The organism is Pseudomonas sp. 478 (assembly GCF_003254125.1).
In the GTDB taxonomy this organism is placed as follows: Bacteria; Pseudomonadota; Gammaproteobacteria; order Pseudomonadales; family Pseudomonadaceae; genus Aquipseudomonas.
Genome location: NZ_QKZG01000006.1, coordinates 371220 through 386033, shown reverse-complemented (window position 1 = coordinate 386033; position 14814 = coordinate 371220). Strand labels below are relative to the sequence as shown.

Below are 14814 nucleotides of genomic sequence, written 5' to 3'. Positions count from 1 at the left end.
TAACCAATACTAATTGCCCGTGAGGCTTGACCATATAACACCCAAGCAATTTGACTACTCGAAAGAGCATCAGATTGCGGTGTGTGAAGACGAAACGAACCGAAAGTTCGAGATACTCACAAAACACCAAACTATCGCATACCCATTTGCTGGAGCGTGAACCGAAAGGTAAACGACCTGGCTACCGAATTTCTTGACGACCATAGAGCATTGGAACCACCTGATCCCATCCCGAACTCAGCAGTGAAACGATGCATCGCCGATGGTAGTGTGGGGTTTCCCCATGTGAGAGTAGGTCATCGTCAAGATTAAATTCCGAAACCCCTATCTGCGTATGCAGGTAGGGGTTTTGTTTTGTCCGCAGGAAAGTTCGTACAGCAATACCGGACGGCTCCCGGCTGTCACAGTCTCCCGACAATGCTAAGGTTCGGCCCTAGCTTTTGTATTTTTCCAAGGAAGCCTTTATGCCGGACGCGACGTCCCTCAGTGCTGGTTTTATGGTGGTTCACGGCAACCGCCTGGACGTGTTGCGCAGCCTGGTGGTCAGCTGGATGCGGCGTTACCCGCTGGCTCCTTTGGAAAATGAAATTGCCCTGGTACAGAGCAACGGCATCGCCCAATGGCTGAAGCTGGCACTGGCGGAAGACCCTGAAGACGAGGACATGGGTGGCTGCGGAATCGCAGCAGCCATCGACGTGCAGTTACCGGGTAGTTTCATGTGGCAGCTCTATCGCATGGTGCTTGGGCGTGATGAAATCCCGGTCAAATCCCTGCTCGATAAAGCTCCCTTGACCTGGCGCCTGATGCGTCTGCTTCCGCAGTTGATCAATCAACCGCACTTCGAACCGCTGCAACGCTTCCTTACCCATGACACCGATTTACGCAAACGCTATCAGTTGGCTGAGCGGCTGGCGGATTTGTTTGACCAATACCAGGTGTATCGTGCCGACTGGCTTGAAGACTGGGCCGAAGGTCGCCATCAATTACGAAATGGCAGAGGCGAAACCAAACCGCTGACCCCGGCTAACTGCTGGCAGGCAGAGTTGTGGCGTGCGCTGTTGCTGGATGTGGGTGAACAAGGCATGGCGCAAAGCCGAGCCGGCGTCCATCAACGGTTCATCGAGCGCATCAACAGCCTCGACGTAGCCCCCAGCGGATTGCCTTCACGGGTGATCGTTTTCGGGATTTCTTCACTGCCCGCTCAAGCCCTGGAAGCACTGGCGGGGCTGGCCCGGTTCAGCCAGGTTCTGCTCTGCGTACACAACCCGTGTCGCCACCATTGGGCAGACATCGTCGCCGATAAAGACCTGTTGCGGCATCAATACAAGCGTCAGGCTCGCAAGAGCGGAATGCCGGTTGCGCTCGACCCGCAAACCCTTCACCAGCATGCCCATCCACTATTGGCGGCGTGGGGCAAGCAGGGGCGGGACTATATCAATCTGCTCGACAGCTACGACGATCCCAACAGCTATCGCTCGGCATTCCGCGATGGCCGTATCGACCTGTTCAGCGATAGCCAGCCACAGAACATGCTCAATCAATTGCAGGACGACATTCTTGAGTTGCGTCCCTTGAACGAGACTCGCGAGCGCTGGCCAGCTGTCGATCCGGCGAAGGACGAGTCGATCCGTTTTCACATTGCCCATAGCGCCCAGCGCGAAGTGGAGATCCTCCACGACCAGTTGCTTGCACGCTTCAGTGCTAATCCGGAATTAAGGCCTCGCGATGTGATCGTGATGGTCCCGGACATCGACAGTTACGCACCGCATATTCGTGCGGTATTTGCTCAACTTGAACGCCACGATCCACGTTTCATTCCCTTCACGCTCGCAGATCAAGGCCAACGTGGTCGTGACCCGTTACTGATTGCTATCGAACATCTGCTCAAGTTGCCCGACAGCCGTTTCCCCGTGAGCGAGATCCTCGATTTGCTGGATGTTCCTGCACTGCGCGCTCGCTTCGGTGTAGAGGAACGCGATCTGCCGACCCTGCACCGTTGGATCGAAGGCGCAGGCATCCGCTGGGGCATGAATGCCGAGCAGCGCGCGGGTCTCGGTCTGCCGCAGGAGCTGGAACAAAACAGTTGGCGTTTCGGTCTGCGACGGATGCTGCTCGGTTATGCCGTGGGCAGTGCCAGTGCCTGCGAGGGTATCGAACCCTACGACGAGATCGGTGGTCTGGATGCCGCGCTCATTGGGCCTTTGGTCGCGCTGCTGGACGCATTGGAGATTGCCCACCAGGAGCTCTCTCTACCCGCAGCTCCCAAGCAATGGGGCTTTCGATTGCATGCACTGGTTCAGTTGTTTTTCCTGGCCAGTAACGAGCATGACGACTACGTGTTGGCCCAACTCGAAGAGCTGCGTGAAACCTGGCTTGAGACCTGCGAGTCAGTTGGCTTGCATGATGAACTGCCGTTGACCGTGGTCCGTGAAGCCTGGCTCGCCGGCCTTGACCAGGGCCGCCTGTCCCAGCGTTTTCTGGCCGGTGCGGTTAACTTCTGCACCTTGATGCCCATGCGAGCGATCCCGTTCAAACTGGTCTGCCTGCTGGGCATGAATGACGGGGACTACCCGCGAGCACAACCGCCACTGGACTTCGACCTCATGGGCAGTGACTACCGCCCCGGCGATCGCTCCCGACGTGAAGATGATCGCTATCTGCTGTTGGAAGCGCTGTTGTCGGCACGTGACCAACTCTATATCAGCTGGGTCGGTCGCAGCATTCGCGATAACAGTGAACGCCCTGCGTCGGTACTGATTGGCCAATTGCGAGATCATCTGGCCAGCGGTTGGCGACTGCATGATGTCGACGAAGATCTGATTGAGGCCATCACTCAGGAACATCCACTGCAACCGTTCAGCGCCCGCTACTTCCATGAAGGCGATGACTTGTTCAGCTACGCGAATGAATGGCAGGTACTGCATCAAACCAGTGAGCCGTCGACTGATATCGAAGTCCTTGATCCCTACATTCAGGAAGAGCCGCTGAGTCTCGGTCAACTGCAGGATTTCCTGCGTAATCCTGTACGACATTTCTTCAGTCAACGACTGAAGGTGTACTTCGAAGCGGCTGAAGTGCCCTTGGCTGATGAAGAGCCATTTGTACTCGATGCGTTGCAACGTTACAGCCTCAGCGACAGCTTGCTTGAAGCGGCGCTGAGGCATCTGGATAGCACTGACCAGGTACTGGAAGCACAGGCAAAACGTCTGCAAAACAGTGGGCTTCTGCCCATGGCGGGGTTCGGCGAATGCCTTCAGCGAGAGTTGATCGAACCGTTGCCTGATCTGTTGCAGCGTTACCAACAGCTTTTGGCGTTATGGCCAACACCGCTCACCAACGCTCTGCCAGTGAGTCTGGAGTTGCTGGGTCTGCGCCTGGAAGGTTGGCTCAGCGGCCTGCATCAACGTGCGGATGGTGGCTTGCTATCAGTCACGACAATCCCCAACAGCATCGGCTCAATCAAGTCTCGCAAATGGCATCGGCTGACACGGCCATGGGTCAATCATCTGGTTGCCTGCGCCAGTGGTATGGCGATGACCACCGCGTTGGTGGCCAGCGACGACAGTCTGCTGCTCGGTCCGATGCCGGAGGATGCAGCCTTGCGGATTCTGGGCGACCTGTTAATGGCTTGGCAAACGGGCATGCGTCAACCACTGCCGATTGCGGTGAAGACCGGCTTCGCATGGCTGGGTCAAACTGATCCGGTCAAAGCCCAGGCCGCAGCCCGCAAGGCCTATGAAGGCGATGGCCTGACCACCGACGGCGAGCGTCGCGAAAGTCCGGCACTCGCCCGGCAGTTCGCCGACTTCGACTCGCTTGCCGCAGACGAAACCTTCCCGGATTGGTGCAACGCGTTGTACCGGCCGTTGCTTGAAGCGCCTTGGCGTTCATTGAACAGCGAGGAGGCGCGCGCATGATCACAAAACCTCTGGCGTTGGCATTTCCCCTGCGCGGCAGCCAATTGATCGAAGCGAGCGCCGGGACCGGCAAGACCTTCACCATTTCCGCGCTTTATCTGCGCCTGGTCCTTGGCCACGGCGCAGAGTCGAGCGGCTTCGGACGTGAACTGTTGCCGCCACAAATCCTGGTTGTGACATTCACCGATGCGGCGACCAAAGAATTGCGCGAACGTATCCGCACGCGTCTCGCTGAAGCTGCACGGTTTTTCCGTGATGAAACACCGGCGCCCGATAGCCTTATCGCGGAGCTTCGTGAGGAGTACCTTCCCGAGCAATGGTCCGGCTGCGCGAACCGTCTGGACATCGCTGCTCAGTGGATGGACGAGGCGGCAGTTTCGACCATCCACAGTTGGTGTCAGCGCATGTTGCGCGAGCACGCGTTTGACAGTGGCAGTCTGTTTACCCAGACCCTGGAAACCGATCACAGCGATTTGCTGGGCGAAGTCCTGCGCGATTACTGGCGCCTGTTTTGTTACCCGATGCAAGGTGATGCGCTGAACTGGGTGCGTGGGAATTGGGGTGGTCCGGCAGCCTTGCTGCCGCGAGTCCGTGGTTTGTTCGCCAGTGAGCGAGACAGTGTTGAAGGTAAAGAACCTGCCGAGCTGATCACGGCGTGTCTGCAAGAGCGACGGGCAGCCTTGCTCGAGCTCAAGATGCCCTGGCGCCAGTGGGCAGATGAATTGCTTGCCATCTGTCACCAGGGTGTTGCGAGCAAGAGCGTCGACGGTCGCAAGATGCAGGCACGCTATTTCGAACCCTGGTTCGAAAAGATCAGGGCCTGGGCTGAAGACGAATCCCTTGAGCAACTGGATATCGGCACCGGATTCACGCGCCTGACTCCCGAGGGTATGGCCGAAGCCTGGAAGGGTGAAGTACCCAGTCATCCCGGGCTGGACGCCATGCCTGGCCTCAAGGCCAGTCTCGATGGATTGCCGACACCTGATGCCGCCGTGCTGCAGCACGCCGCCCAGTGGGTCGGTACACGGTTCGAGGAAGAAAAGCGTCGCCGTGCGGAGATGGGCTTCGATGACATGCTGCTACGCCTCGATGCAGCGTTGCAATCCGATGGCGGTGAGCGGCTGGCGACCCTGATTCGCGAGCAGTTCCCGGTCGCGCTGATCGATGAGTTCCAGGACACCGACCCGGTGCAGTACCGGATCTTCGAGAGCATCTATCGCATCGAAGACAACAACCCCGAATGCGGTCTGTTCCTGATCGGCGACCCCAAGCAAGCGATCTACGCATTCCGCGGTGCCGACATCTACACCTACCTGCGCGCCCGTCAGGCCACTGCTGGCCGACTGCATACCCTGGGTACGAATTTCCGTTCCAGCCATGGCATGGTCAGAGCGGTAAACCATGTGTTCGAGCGCGCCGAGTCTCGCGAAACCGGTCGGGGCGCGTTCCTGTTTCGTGAAAAGAGCGGCGAGAACCCGGTACCGTTCCTGCCGGTCGAATCCCAAGGGCGCAAAGAAGTTCTGCACATCGACGGCCAGGTCGTGCCCGCCCTGAACATCTGGCACCTGTCCGCCGATCAGCCGCTGTCCGGCGCGGTGTACCGACAACAACTCGCCGCCGCCTGCGCCAGTGAAATCACCACTTTGCTTAACGGTGGGCAGCACGGTCGCGCGGGTTTCATACAGGACGGCAAGGACTTCAGAGGTCTGTTGCCAGCGGATATCGCGATCCTGGTCCGCGACGGTAAAGAGGCCCAGGCTGTGCGCGGCGAACTCTCCGCCCGTGGCGTGCGCAGCGTCTATCTGTCGGATAAGGATTCAGTGTTCGCCGCCCAAGAGGCCCACGACGTACTGACCTGGCTCAAGGCCTGTGCCGAGCCGGATGTCGAGCGTCCACTGCGGGCCGCGTTGGCCTGCATCACGCTGAACCTGTCGCTGGCTGAACTGGAGCGGCTGAATCAGGACGAACTGGCCTGGGAAGCTCGGGTCATGCAGTTCCGCCATTATCGCGAACTCTGGCGCAAGCAGGGCGTGTTGCCCATGCTGCGGCGATTGCTGCATGACTTCCAGCTACCTCAGACATTGATCACGCGCAGTGACGGCGAGCGGGTGCTGACCAATTTGCTGCACTTGTCGGAATTGCTGCAACAAGCGGCCGCCGAACTCGATGGTGAGCAAGCGCTGATCCGTCATTTATCCGAGCATCTGGCGTTGTCCGGTCAGGCCGGCGAAGAGCAGATCCTGCGTCTTGAGAGCGACGAACAACTGGTCAAGGTCGTGACCATTCACAAGTCCAAGGGGCTTGAGTATCCCTTGGTGTTCCTGCCGTTCATTTGCTCGGCGAAACCGGTGGATGGCAGCCGTCTGCCGCTGCATTACCACGACGCCACGGGCAAGGCCCAAGTGACCTTGAGGCCGACGGCCGAGTTGATTGTCCAGGCGGATGATGAGCGTCTCGCCGAGGATCTGCGTTTGCTTTACGTGGCCCTGACCCGGGCGCAACACGCCTGCTGGCTCGGAGTGACGGATCTCAAGCGCGGCAATAACAACAGCTCGGTGCTGCACTTGTCAGCATTGGGCTATCTGCTGGGCGGCGGAGCGCCATTGGCCGAGTCTGCAGGCTTGAAGCGTTGGCTGGAAGACCTGCAGCAGGACTGTCCTGCTCTGAGCTACGGTGAAATGCCTGAAGCGACAGTCGAGCACTACCATCCACCACGCAACGATGCGACGTTACTGGCTCCGCTGATACCCAAGCGCAAGGCCAGCGAAAACTGGTGGATTGCCTCCTACAGTGCCCTGCGCATTGGCGACAGCATGAGCGTGGGCACTGATGAAGCGCCGGAGAGCCCGCAAGCGCAAAAGCTCTTCGACGATGAACGCCTCGATCCTCAGGCACCACGCGAAGTGGTGGCCGGCGGCGCTGACATCCATCGATTCCCTCGTGGCCCGAACCCCGGCACCTTTCTCCATGGTTTGCTCGAGTGGGCCGGTGACGAAGGTTTCACTGCCACCCCGCAAGCGGTGGAAGACGCCATTGCCCGTCGTTGCAATCGACGTGGCTGGGAAGGCTGGATAACCGCCCTGAGCGACTGGCTGCAGCACCTGCTTGCGTCCCCGCTGCATATCGGCGGCGGGCAGGCTCCCGTGGTATTCGAGCAATTGACCCAGTACCGGGTCGAGATGGAATTCTGGTTCGCCAGTCATAAAGTCGATGTGCTCAAACTCGATGAACTGGTGCGCCAATACACCCACAACGGGGTGGCCCGGGTGGCTGCCGAGCCGGTGTTGCTCAATGGCATGTTCAAGGGCTTCATCGACCTGACGTTCGAGCACGACGGCCGCTACTACGTTGCCGACTACAAATCCAACTGGCTGGGCGTCGATGACGCGGCCTATACCGAGCAGGCCATGGAGCAGTCGATTCTCGACAACCGTTACGACCTGCAATACGTGCTGTACCTGTTGGCCCTGCATCGCCAGCTCAAGGCGCGACTGGTCGATTACGATTACGACCGGCATGTCGGCGGTGCGCTGTACCTGTTCCTGCGTGGCACGCGTGCGCCCAGCCAAGGCGTGTATTTTGCCCGTCCACCACGAGAGCTGATCGAGCGTCTGGACCGGCTGTTCCAGGGCAAGCCAGAACCCAAGGCCGAACCCGCCTGGGAACAGGGAGTTTTGCTATGAGTCGCACCTTCGCTGATTTGCTGCCCACTTCGTTGACAGCCGAAAGCCTGGCGGATCTGGCGCCGTTGAGTCGTGCCGATGACTTGCTGCTATTGCTGACGCGCTGGGTTGAGCGTGGCTGGCTGCGAGCGTTGGATAAAGCCTTCGTTGCCTTTCTTCACGAGCTCGCTCCCGACGATGATCCACTGGTGCTGCTGGCCGCTGCGTTGGCCAGTCATCAACTGGGCCACGGTCATGTGTGCCTGGATCTGTTCGAGACGCTTAAGGAACCGGACTTCGCCCTGTCGCTGCCACCGGAAGGTGACGTGCAAAGTGGCGCGATGTTGTTGCCGTCGCAATTGCTTGAGGCGCTGGACGGTGCCCATTGGTGCAAGGTCCTGGCCTCCAGCAGTCTGGTCGCTTTGGCGGTCGACGGTCGTGAGGCGGCGCAACATCGGCCATTGGTGTTATCGGGCAAACGCCTGTACTTGCGTCGCTACTGGGCCTACGAACGGCGTATCGACACCTCGCTGCGCCAACGCCTGGTCGAACACGAAACCACGCCGGATGATCTGTCCCAACGCCTCACCCGTTTGTTCGGCCCAGCCCAGCCTGGCGAAGTGATTGACTGGCAGAAACTCGCCTGCGCCCTCGCCACCCGCAGCGCATTCAGCATCGTTACCGGTGGCCCGGGGACCGGCAAGACGACGACGGTCGTGCGTTTGCTGGCGTTGCTCCAGGCGCCAGCGGTGGAGGCGGGCAAGCCACTGCGCATCCGTCTCGCGGCACCCACCGGCAAGGCTGCCGCCCGACTGACGGAGTCCATCAGTCAGCAGGTCAGAACCCTGGAAGTCGATGAAGCCGTACGAGTGAAGATCCCGTCAGACGTCACCACCGTGCACCGTCTGCTCGGCAGTCGTCCCGGTACTCGACACTTCCGTCACCACGCCGGTAATCGCTTGCCGCTGGATGTGTTGGTGGTGGACGAAGCCTCGATGATCGATCTGGAAATGATGGCCAACCTGCTCGATGCATTGCCGGCCCATGCCCGTCTGGTGCTGCTTGGTGACAAGGATCAATTGGCATCGGTGGAGGCCGGCGCCGTGCTGGGTGACCTGTGCCGCGACGCCGAGGCCGGTTGGTACAGCCCACAGACTCGCCTGTGGCTGCAAGCGGTCAGTGGTGAAAGCCTGGATGCCAGCGGTTTGCAGGAAGACACTCAGGGCACTCATCCACTGGCCCAGCAAGTTGTGATGCTGCGTCATTCACGTCGGTTCGGCGAGGGCAGCGGTATCGGCCAACTGGCCCGTTGGGTCAACCAGCAGCAACCCGAACAAGCTCGCAAATTGTTGGCGGCTGGAAGCCATGACGACGTGTTTTCCTTGTCCCTCAAGGGGGAGCAGGACCGGGCGCTGGAGCGCTTGCTGCTTGAGGGGCATGGCGATGGACCGCAGGGTTATCGGCATTACCTGAGTCTGTTGCGCAGCCTGCGGCCACCGCTCGACAGCACGCTTGATGATCCCTGCTGGACCGATTGGGCCCGCCAGGTACTGCAAGCCTTCGACACCTTCCAGTTGTTGTGCGCCGTACGCAAAGGGCCGTGGGGCGTTGAAGGTTTGAATCAACGCGTGACCGCCGCGCTGCTCAAGGCCCGGCTGATCGACAGCGACCAGCAGTGGTACGAAGGCCGGCCAGTGCTGATGACCTGCAATGACTATGGCCTGGGTTTGATGAACGGCGATATCGGCATTGCCCTCAAGCTGCCGGAACGCGAGGGGCCAGAGGTTGGGAAGCAGGTGTTGCGTGTGGCGTTCCCGCGAAATGATGGTCAGGGCGGCGTACGTTTTGTACTGCCGAGCCGGCTCAATGATGTCGAAACGGTGTATGCCATGACGGTGCACAAATCCCAGGGCTCGGAATTTGCCCACACGGCGTTGATTTTGCCGGATGCCCTGAACCCTGTACTCACCAAGGAGTTGATCTATACCGGGATTACCCGGGCCAAAAACTGGTTCACCCTGATCGAGCCGCGTACTGGCGTATTCGAAGAGGCGGTGAGGCGCAAGGTCAAACGCTTGAGCGGGTTGATGCTGGAACTGGATGAGGGGGTTGAATCAAGGGATTGATAAGGACGGTGCCAAGCGTCGGAAACTGACCGAAGTGCCGTAGGACGCGGCCTCGCTGGCGTCTGAACGCTGTGCTATCGTTGCGGCATCATTTCGCTACGATCGAAGAGAATCCCTGCATGAAGGTCGCTGTCTGGACGACACAGCGCGTTATCGGGTGCAAACACGTGCTGCTCGCCGGCCTTCTCTGTTTGTTCACCGGCATCGTTTTCGCTCAGTCGCAAACGCCTGTGAGCATGGCCGATCAGCGCGCAAAATCCGTCACGCAGGTGGTCCTCGGGATTCTCAGTTATGCCCGCTGGCCTGTTGAGCCAGCACAACTGCGCTTGTGCATTGTGGGCCCCACCGAATACACCGACGATCTGGTCAAAGGCACGACCCAGGCCACCGGTCGTCCCGTCACGGTGCGACGTCTTTTGGCCGGCAACCCATCGATTACCGGTGAGTGCGATGCGGTGTATATCGGCAAACTGAGCAGTGATGAACGCAGCCGGCTATTCGCTTCGTTGGCAGGGCGCCCGGTGTTGAGCATCAGCGAACGCGACGACCCCTGCACCGTCGGCAGTCTGTTTTGCCTGCGGGTCAGCGATGAGCAAGTGTCCTTTGAAGTCAACCTCGACTCCGTCGCCCGAAGCGGCGTGCGTATTCACCCCAGTGTGCTGCAACTGTCCCGCCGCAAGCCGGCGGCGCCATGAGTCTATTCAAGCCGGGTAGCCGCCCAACCTTGCGTTCGGTCATCGGGCGCGGACATTTGATCGTCGCACTCGTGGCCGTGGCCATGGCCAGCATCTCGCTGACGTTGCTCGGCGTACTGGCCTTGCGGGTCTATGCCGACCACAATTTGCACCTGATTGCGCGCTCGATCAATTACACCGTGGAAGCCGCGGTGGTGTTCAACGACAAGTCTGCCGCTAGCGAAGCGTTGGCATTGATTGCGTCCACCGAAGAAGTGGCCGATGCCCAAGTGCTGGACGAACAAGGCACGTTGCTGGCTCGCTGGGAACGGCCGGAAACGGGCTTGTTCTCTGATCTCGAAATGCAGATTGCCAAGGCCTTTCTGGAAAAACCGATCAGCATGCCAATCGTCCATCAAGGTCAGGAAGTCGGCAGCATTCAGCTCACCGGTCACGGGGGCAGCCTGTTGCGATTTTTGCTCAGCGGTCTGGTCGGCATCGTCTTGTGTACGGCCGTCAGTGCCTGGGTGGCGCTCTATCTGGCGCGCCGACAACTTCGCGCAATCACTGGCCCATTGCGCAGCCTGGCGTTTGTGGCTCACGCCGCCCGCAGCGAGCGAGCCTTCGATCAACGTGTGCCACCCGCCGCCATCGCCGAACTCGACAACCTGGGCAATGACTTCAATGCCTTGCTCGATGAACTCGAATCCTGGCAAACCCACCTGCAAAGCGAAAACGAAACCCTGGCCCACCAAGCCAGCCATGACAGCCTCACCGGGTTGCCGAATCGGGCGTTTTTCGAAGGCCGGCTGATTCGAGCGCTGCGTAACGCCAACAAGCTCAATGAGCAAGTGGCGGTGCTGTTTCTCGACAGTGACCGGTTCAAGGAGATCAATGATGGTTTCGGTCATGCCGCTGGCGATGCGGTGTTGGTGGCCGTGGCCAATCGGGTTCGAGCGCAACTGCGTGAAGAGGATCTGGTGGCACGCTTGGGCGGTGACGAATTTGCCGTCCTGCTGACGCCGCTGCACAGGATCGAGGACGCCGAGTGGATTGCCGACAAAATCATCGCCAGCATGGAAGTACCGATTCCGTTGCCGGGCAATATCCAGGTGTTGACTTCACTCAGCATCGGCATCGCCGTGTACCCCGACCATGGGACCACACCGGGTGCTTTGCTTAACGCCGCCGACGCGGCCATGTACCAAGCCAAGCGCCTTTCCCGAGGCGCACAGCACACGGCAGGGTCGGAGCACCCTGTCGCCGATGTTCAAACCAGGAGCTAATTTTTGTGTTCTCACTGACCCGGCGTTCCCTGCGATTTTTCACGTTCACCTTATTGATGGCCTTGCTGGCATTGACCGGTTGCCAGACGGCGCCGCAAAAAGGCCTGACCCCGGCGCAGGTCGCTGTGCTCAAGCAGCAAGGTTTCGAATTGACCGACGAGGGCTGGGCCTTTGGCCTGTCCGGCAAAGTGCTGTTTGGCAGTGACGACGACAGCCTCAACCCTGCCAGTACCGACATCGTCGAGCGTATCGGCAAGGCGTTGCTGGGTGTCGGAATAGAGCGAGTACGGGTCGACGGCCACACCGATACGTCAGGCAAAGAGTCTTACAACGAACAGCTCTCACTGCGCCGCGCAAAAAGCGTCGGCAAGGTGCTGACCGTTGTCGGGATGAAAGAACAAAACATCCAGCTGCGCGGCCTCGGCAGCAGTGAACCGGTTACTTCCAATAACACGCCGGCCGGTCGTACCGAGAACCGCCGGGTGTCGATCGTGGTGAGCGCCGACTAATCGGCGAACAGGGTCTCGCGACTTTCCCCCATCAACAGACCCTGATTCCGCTCAGTCACCTCCCGGATGTAATCCCACAACAGGGTGATCCGCTTGAGCTTGCGCAGGTCTTCGCGGCAGTACATCCAGAACTGTCGAGTGATGTTGATTTCCTTCGGCAACACCGGCAGTAATCGCGGATCCTGGGCCGCCAGGAAGCACGGCAGAATCGCCAGCGACCGCCCTTGCTGTGCGGCCACGAATTGCGCAATCACACTGGTGCTGCGCAGGTTGGCACTGGCGCCGGGCAACACATTCGCCAGGTACAACAGCTCCGAGCTGAACGCCAGATCGTCGACATAACTGATGAATGAATGTTTACCCAAGTCAGCCGGGCGGCGGATCGGTGGGTGCTTGTCGAGATAATCCTGAGTCGCGTAGAGCTGTAATTTGTAGTCGCAGAGTTTGCAGCAGACGTATGGACCATGCTCCGGGCGCTCCAGGGCGATGACGATGTCCGCCTCGCGCTTGGACAGGCTGATGAAGTGCGGCAGCGGCAGGATGTCCACGGAGATTGCCGGGTAGGCGTCGACGAAATGGCTCAGCTGCGGGGTGATGAAAAAGCTGCCAAAGCCTTCGGTGCAGCCCATGCGCACATGCCCGGACAAGGCAACGCCAGAACCTGAAACCTGCTCACAGGCCATGTGCAGCGTGCTTTCGATCGACTCGGCATAACCGAGCAACCGCTGGCCTTCGGCAGTCAGGACAAAACCGCTGGTCCGGGATTTCTCGAACAGCAACGTGCCCAATGCCGCTTCCAGCGAGCTGATGCGCCGCGACACCGTGGTGTAGTCGACCGCCAGGCGCTTGGCTGCGGTGCTGGCCTTGCGGGTGCGGGCGACTTCAAGGAAAAACTTGAGGTCATCCCAGTTCAACGAGCCTAGAGACGTGATGTTTTTTTGCATGATGGACCGGCTTTTATGTGCGTTCTTATTAGAAGTTTGCACATCTATACTCCAAAAACAGTCCGAGAACCAACTCGCGACACACGTCTCGTCTCAAGGCGACAGTCTCGCCTTGGCTATACAGATAGCTCTCTAAATAAGAACAACTTCCCGGAGACCCAACATGAACGCTTCGCTCACGCCAAACGAAACCACTGTCCAAACGGTAAAACTGTTGATCGACGGCGAGTGGGTCGAGTCCCAAACCACCGAGTGGCACGACATCGTCAACCCGGCGACCCAGCAAGTGCTGGCAAAAGTTCCGTTCGCCACCGCACAGGAAGTCGATGCTGCGATCAGTGCCGCCCATCGCGCCTTCCAGACCTGGAAGCTGACGCCGATCGGCGCGCGGATGCGCATCATGCTCAAGCTCCAGGCGTTGATTCGCGAACACTCCAAGCGCATCGCCGTGGTGCTCAGCAACGAGCAAGGCAAAACCATCGCCGACGCTGAAGGCGATATCTTCCGCGGCCTGGAAGTGGTCGAACACGCCTGCTCCATCGGCAGCCTGCAAATGGGCGAGTTCGCCGAGAACGTTGCTGGCGGCGTCGACACCTACACCCTGCGTCAGCCAATCGGCGTTTGCGCCGGCATCACCCCGTTCAACTTCCCGGCCATGATTCCGTTGTGGATGTTTCCGATGGCCATCGCTTGTGGCAACACCTTTGTGCTCAAGCCGTCTGAACAGGACCCGATGTCGACCATGCTGCTGGTGGAACTGGCGATCGAGGCCGGTGTTCCGGCGGGCGTGCTCAACGTCGTTCATGGCGGTAAAGACGTGGTGGATGCGCTCTGCACCCACAAGGATATCAAGGCTGTTTCCTTCGTCGGTTCGACCGCCGTCGGCACTCACGTCTACGACCTGGCCGGTAAACACGGCAAACGCGTGCAATCGATGATGGGCGCGAAGAACCACGCCGTTGTGCTGCCGGATGCCAACCGCGAACAAGCGCTCAATGCGCTGGTCGGTGCTGGTTTCGGTGCGGCCGGGCAACGCTGCATGGCCACATCCGTTGTAGTGCTGGTGGGCGCGGCCAAGCAATGGCTGCCTGACCTGAAGGCGCTGGCGCAGAAACTCAAAGTGAATGCCGGCAGTGAGCCGGGCACTGATGTTGGCCCGGTGATTTCCAAAAAGGCCAAGGCGCGAATTCTGGATCTGATCGAGAGCGGCATCAAGGAAGGCGCGAAGCTGGAACTGGACGGTCGCGATATCACGGTTCCAGGCTTCGAGAAGGGCAATTTTGTCGGCCCGACCCTGTTCTCCGGCGTAACCCCAGAGATGCAGATCTACACCCAGGAAATCTTCGGTCCAGTGCTGGTGGTGCTGGAAGTCGATACCCTCGATGAGGCCATCGCACTGGTCAACGCCAACCCGTTCGGCAACGGCACTGGCCTGTTCACCCAAAGCGGTGCAGCGGCGCGTAAGTTCCAGACTGAAATCGACGTCGGCCAGGTCGGCATCAACATCCCGATTCCGGTGCCGGTCCCGTTCTTCAGCTTCACCGGTTCGCGCGGGTCCAAACTCGGCGACCTCGGTCCGTATGGCAAGCAAGTGGTGCAGTTCTACACTCAGACCAAGACTGTCACCAGTCGCTGGTTCGATGACAACAGCGTCAACGACGGTGTGAACACCACCATTAACTTGCGTTAAGGAGCC

Annotated in this window: 8 protein-coding genes and 1 rRNA gene; 8 read left to right on the top strand and 1 reads right to left on the bottom strand. The window is 59.5% G+C overall.

The genetic code is table 11. The annotated features are described in order from the left end of the window. Positions 1-192: 192 nt before the first annotated feature. The 7 genes from rrf (at position 193) to DFS28_RS15505 (ending at position 12174) form a co-directional block, all read left to right on the top strand. Positions 193-308, top strand: a 5S ribosomal RNA gene (gene rrf, locus DFS28_RS15535). A gap of 156 nt (positions 309-464) precedes the next feature. Continuing rightward, positions 465-3917: an exodeoxyribonuclease V subunit gamma gene (recC, locus tag DFS28_RS15530; RefSeq protein ID WP_111450505.1), complete on the top strand. Its 3453-nt coding sequence runs from the start codon at positions 465-467 to the stop codon at positions 3915-3917. Continuing rightward, positions 3914-7600 (top strand): exodeoxyribonuclease V subunit beta, encoded by a 3687-nt coding sequence (gene recB, locus DFS28_RS15525; protein WP_111450504.1) that lies wholly within the window; start codon positions 3914-3916, stop codon positions 7598-7600. Before recC ends, recB begins: the two co-directional genes overlap by 4 nt. After that, the gene (gene recD / locus DFS28_RS15520; protein WP_111450503.1) at positions 7597-9705 is read left to right on the top strand and encodes an exodeoxyribonuclease V subunit alpha; all 2109 of its coding nucleotides are present in this window, start codon (positions 7597-7599) and stop codon (positions 9703-9705) included. The genes recB and recD overlap by 4 nt, the downstream gene beginning before the upstream one ends. A gap of 119 nt (positions 9706-9824) precedes the next feature. Next, positions 9825-10400 (top strand): YfiR family protein, encoded by a 576-nt coding sequence (locus tag DFS28_RS15515; protein WP_111450502.1) that lies wholly within the window; start codon positions 9825-9827, stop codon positions 10398-10400. Further along, positions 10397-11665 (top strand): diguanylate cyclase domain-containing protein, encoded by a 1269-nt coding sequence (locus DFS28_RS15510; protein ID WP_111450501.1) that lies wholly within the window; start codon positions 10397-10399, stop codon positions 11663-11665. Before DFS28_RS15515 ends, DFS28_RS15510 begins: the two co-directional genes overlap by 4 nt. Positions 11666-11670: 5 nt before the next feature. Beyond that, complete coding sequence (locus DFS28_RS15505) at positions 11671-12174, top strand: OmpA family protein (RefSeq protein WP_008149111.1); 504 nt, start codon at positions 11671-11673, stop codon at positions 12172-12174. Here the strand turns inward: DFS28_RS15505 and DFS28_RS15500 are convergent. Next, positions 12171-13118 (bottom strand): LysR family transcriptional regulator, encoded by a 948-nt coding sequence (locus tag DFS28_RS15500; RefSeq protein WP_102616410.1) that lies wholly within the window; start codon positions 13116-13118, stop codon positions 12171-12173. The genes DFS28_RS15505 and DFS28_RS15500 overlap by 4 nt on opposite strands. Before the next feature lie 163 nt (positions 13119-13281). Between DFS28_RS15500 and DFS28_RS15495 the strand changes: the two genes are divergently transcribed. Beyond that, entirely contained in the window at positions 13282-14808 is a 1527-nt protein-coding gene (locus DFS28_RS15495; protein WP_033058216.1) for a CoA-acylating methylmalonate-semialdehyde dehydrogenase, read from the top strand. The last annotated feature ends 6 nt before the right edge of the window (positions 14809-14814 follow it).

Coding starts and splice junctions, on each gene's coding strand:
- recC (WP_111450505.1), top strand. CDS start 465: ATGCCGGACGCGACGTCCCTCAGTGCTGGTTTTATGGTGGTTCACGGC.
- recB (WP_111450504.1), top strand. CDS start 3,914: ATGATCACAAAACCTCTGGCGTTGGCATTTCCCCTGCGCGGCAGCCAA.
- recD (WP_111450503.1), top strand. CDS start 7,597: ATGAGTCGCACCTTCGCTGATTTGCTGCCCACTTCGTTGACAGCCGAA.
- DFS28_RS15515 (WP_111450502.1), top strand. CDS start 9,825: ATGAAGGTCGCTGTCTGGACGACACAGCGCGTTATCGGGTGCAAACAC.
- DFS28_RS15510 (WP_111450501.1), top strand. CDS start 10,397: ATGAGTCTATTCAAGCCGGGTAGCCGCCCAACCTTGCGTTCGGTCATC.
- DFS28_RS15500 (WP_102616410.1), bottom strand. CDS start 13,118: ATGCAAAAAAACATCACGTCTCTAGGCTCGTTGAACTGGGATGACCTC.
- DFS28_RS15495 (WP_033058216.1), top strand. CDS start 13,282: ATGAACGCTTCGCTCACGCCAAACGAAACCACTGTCCAAACGGTAAAA.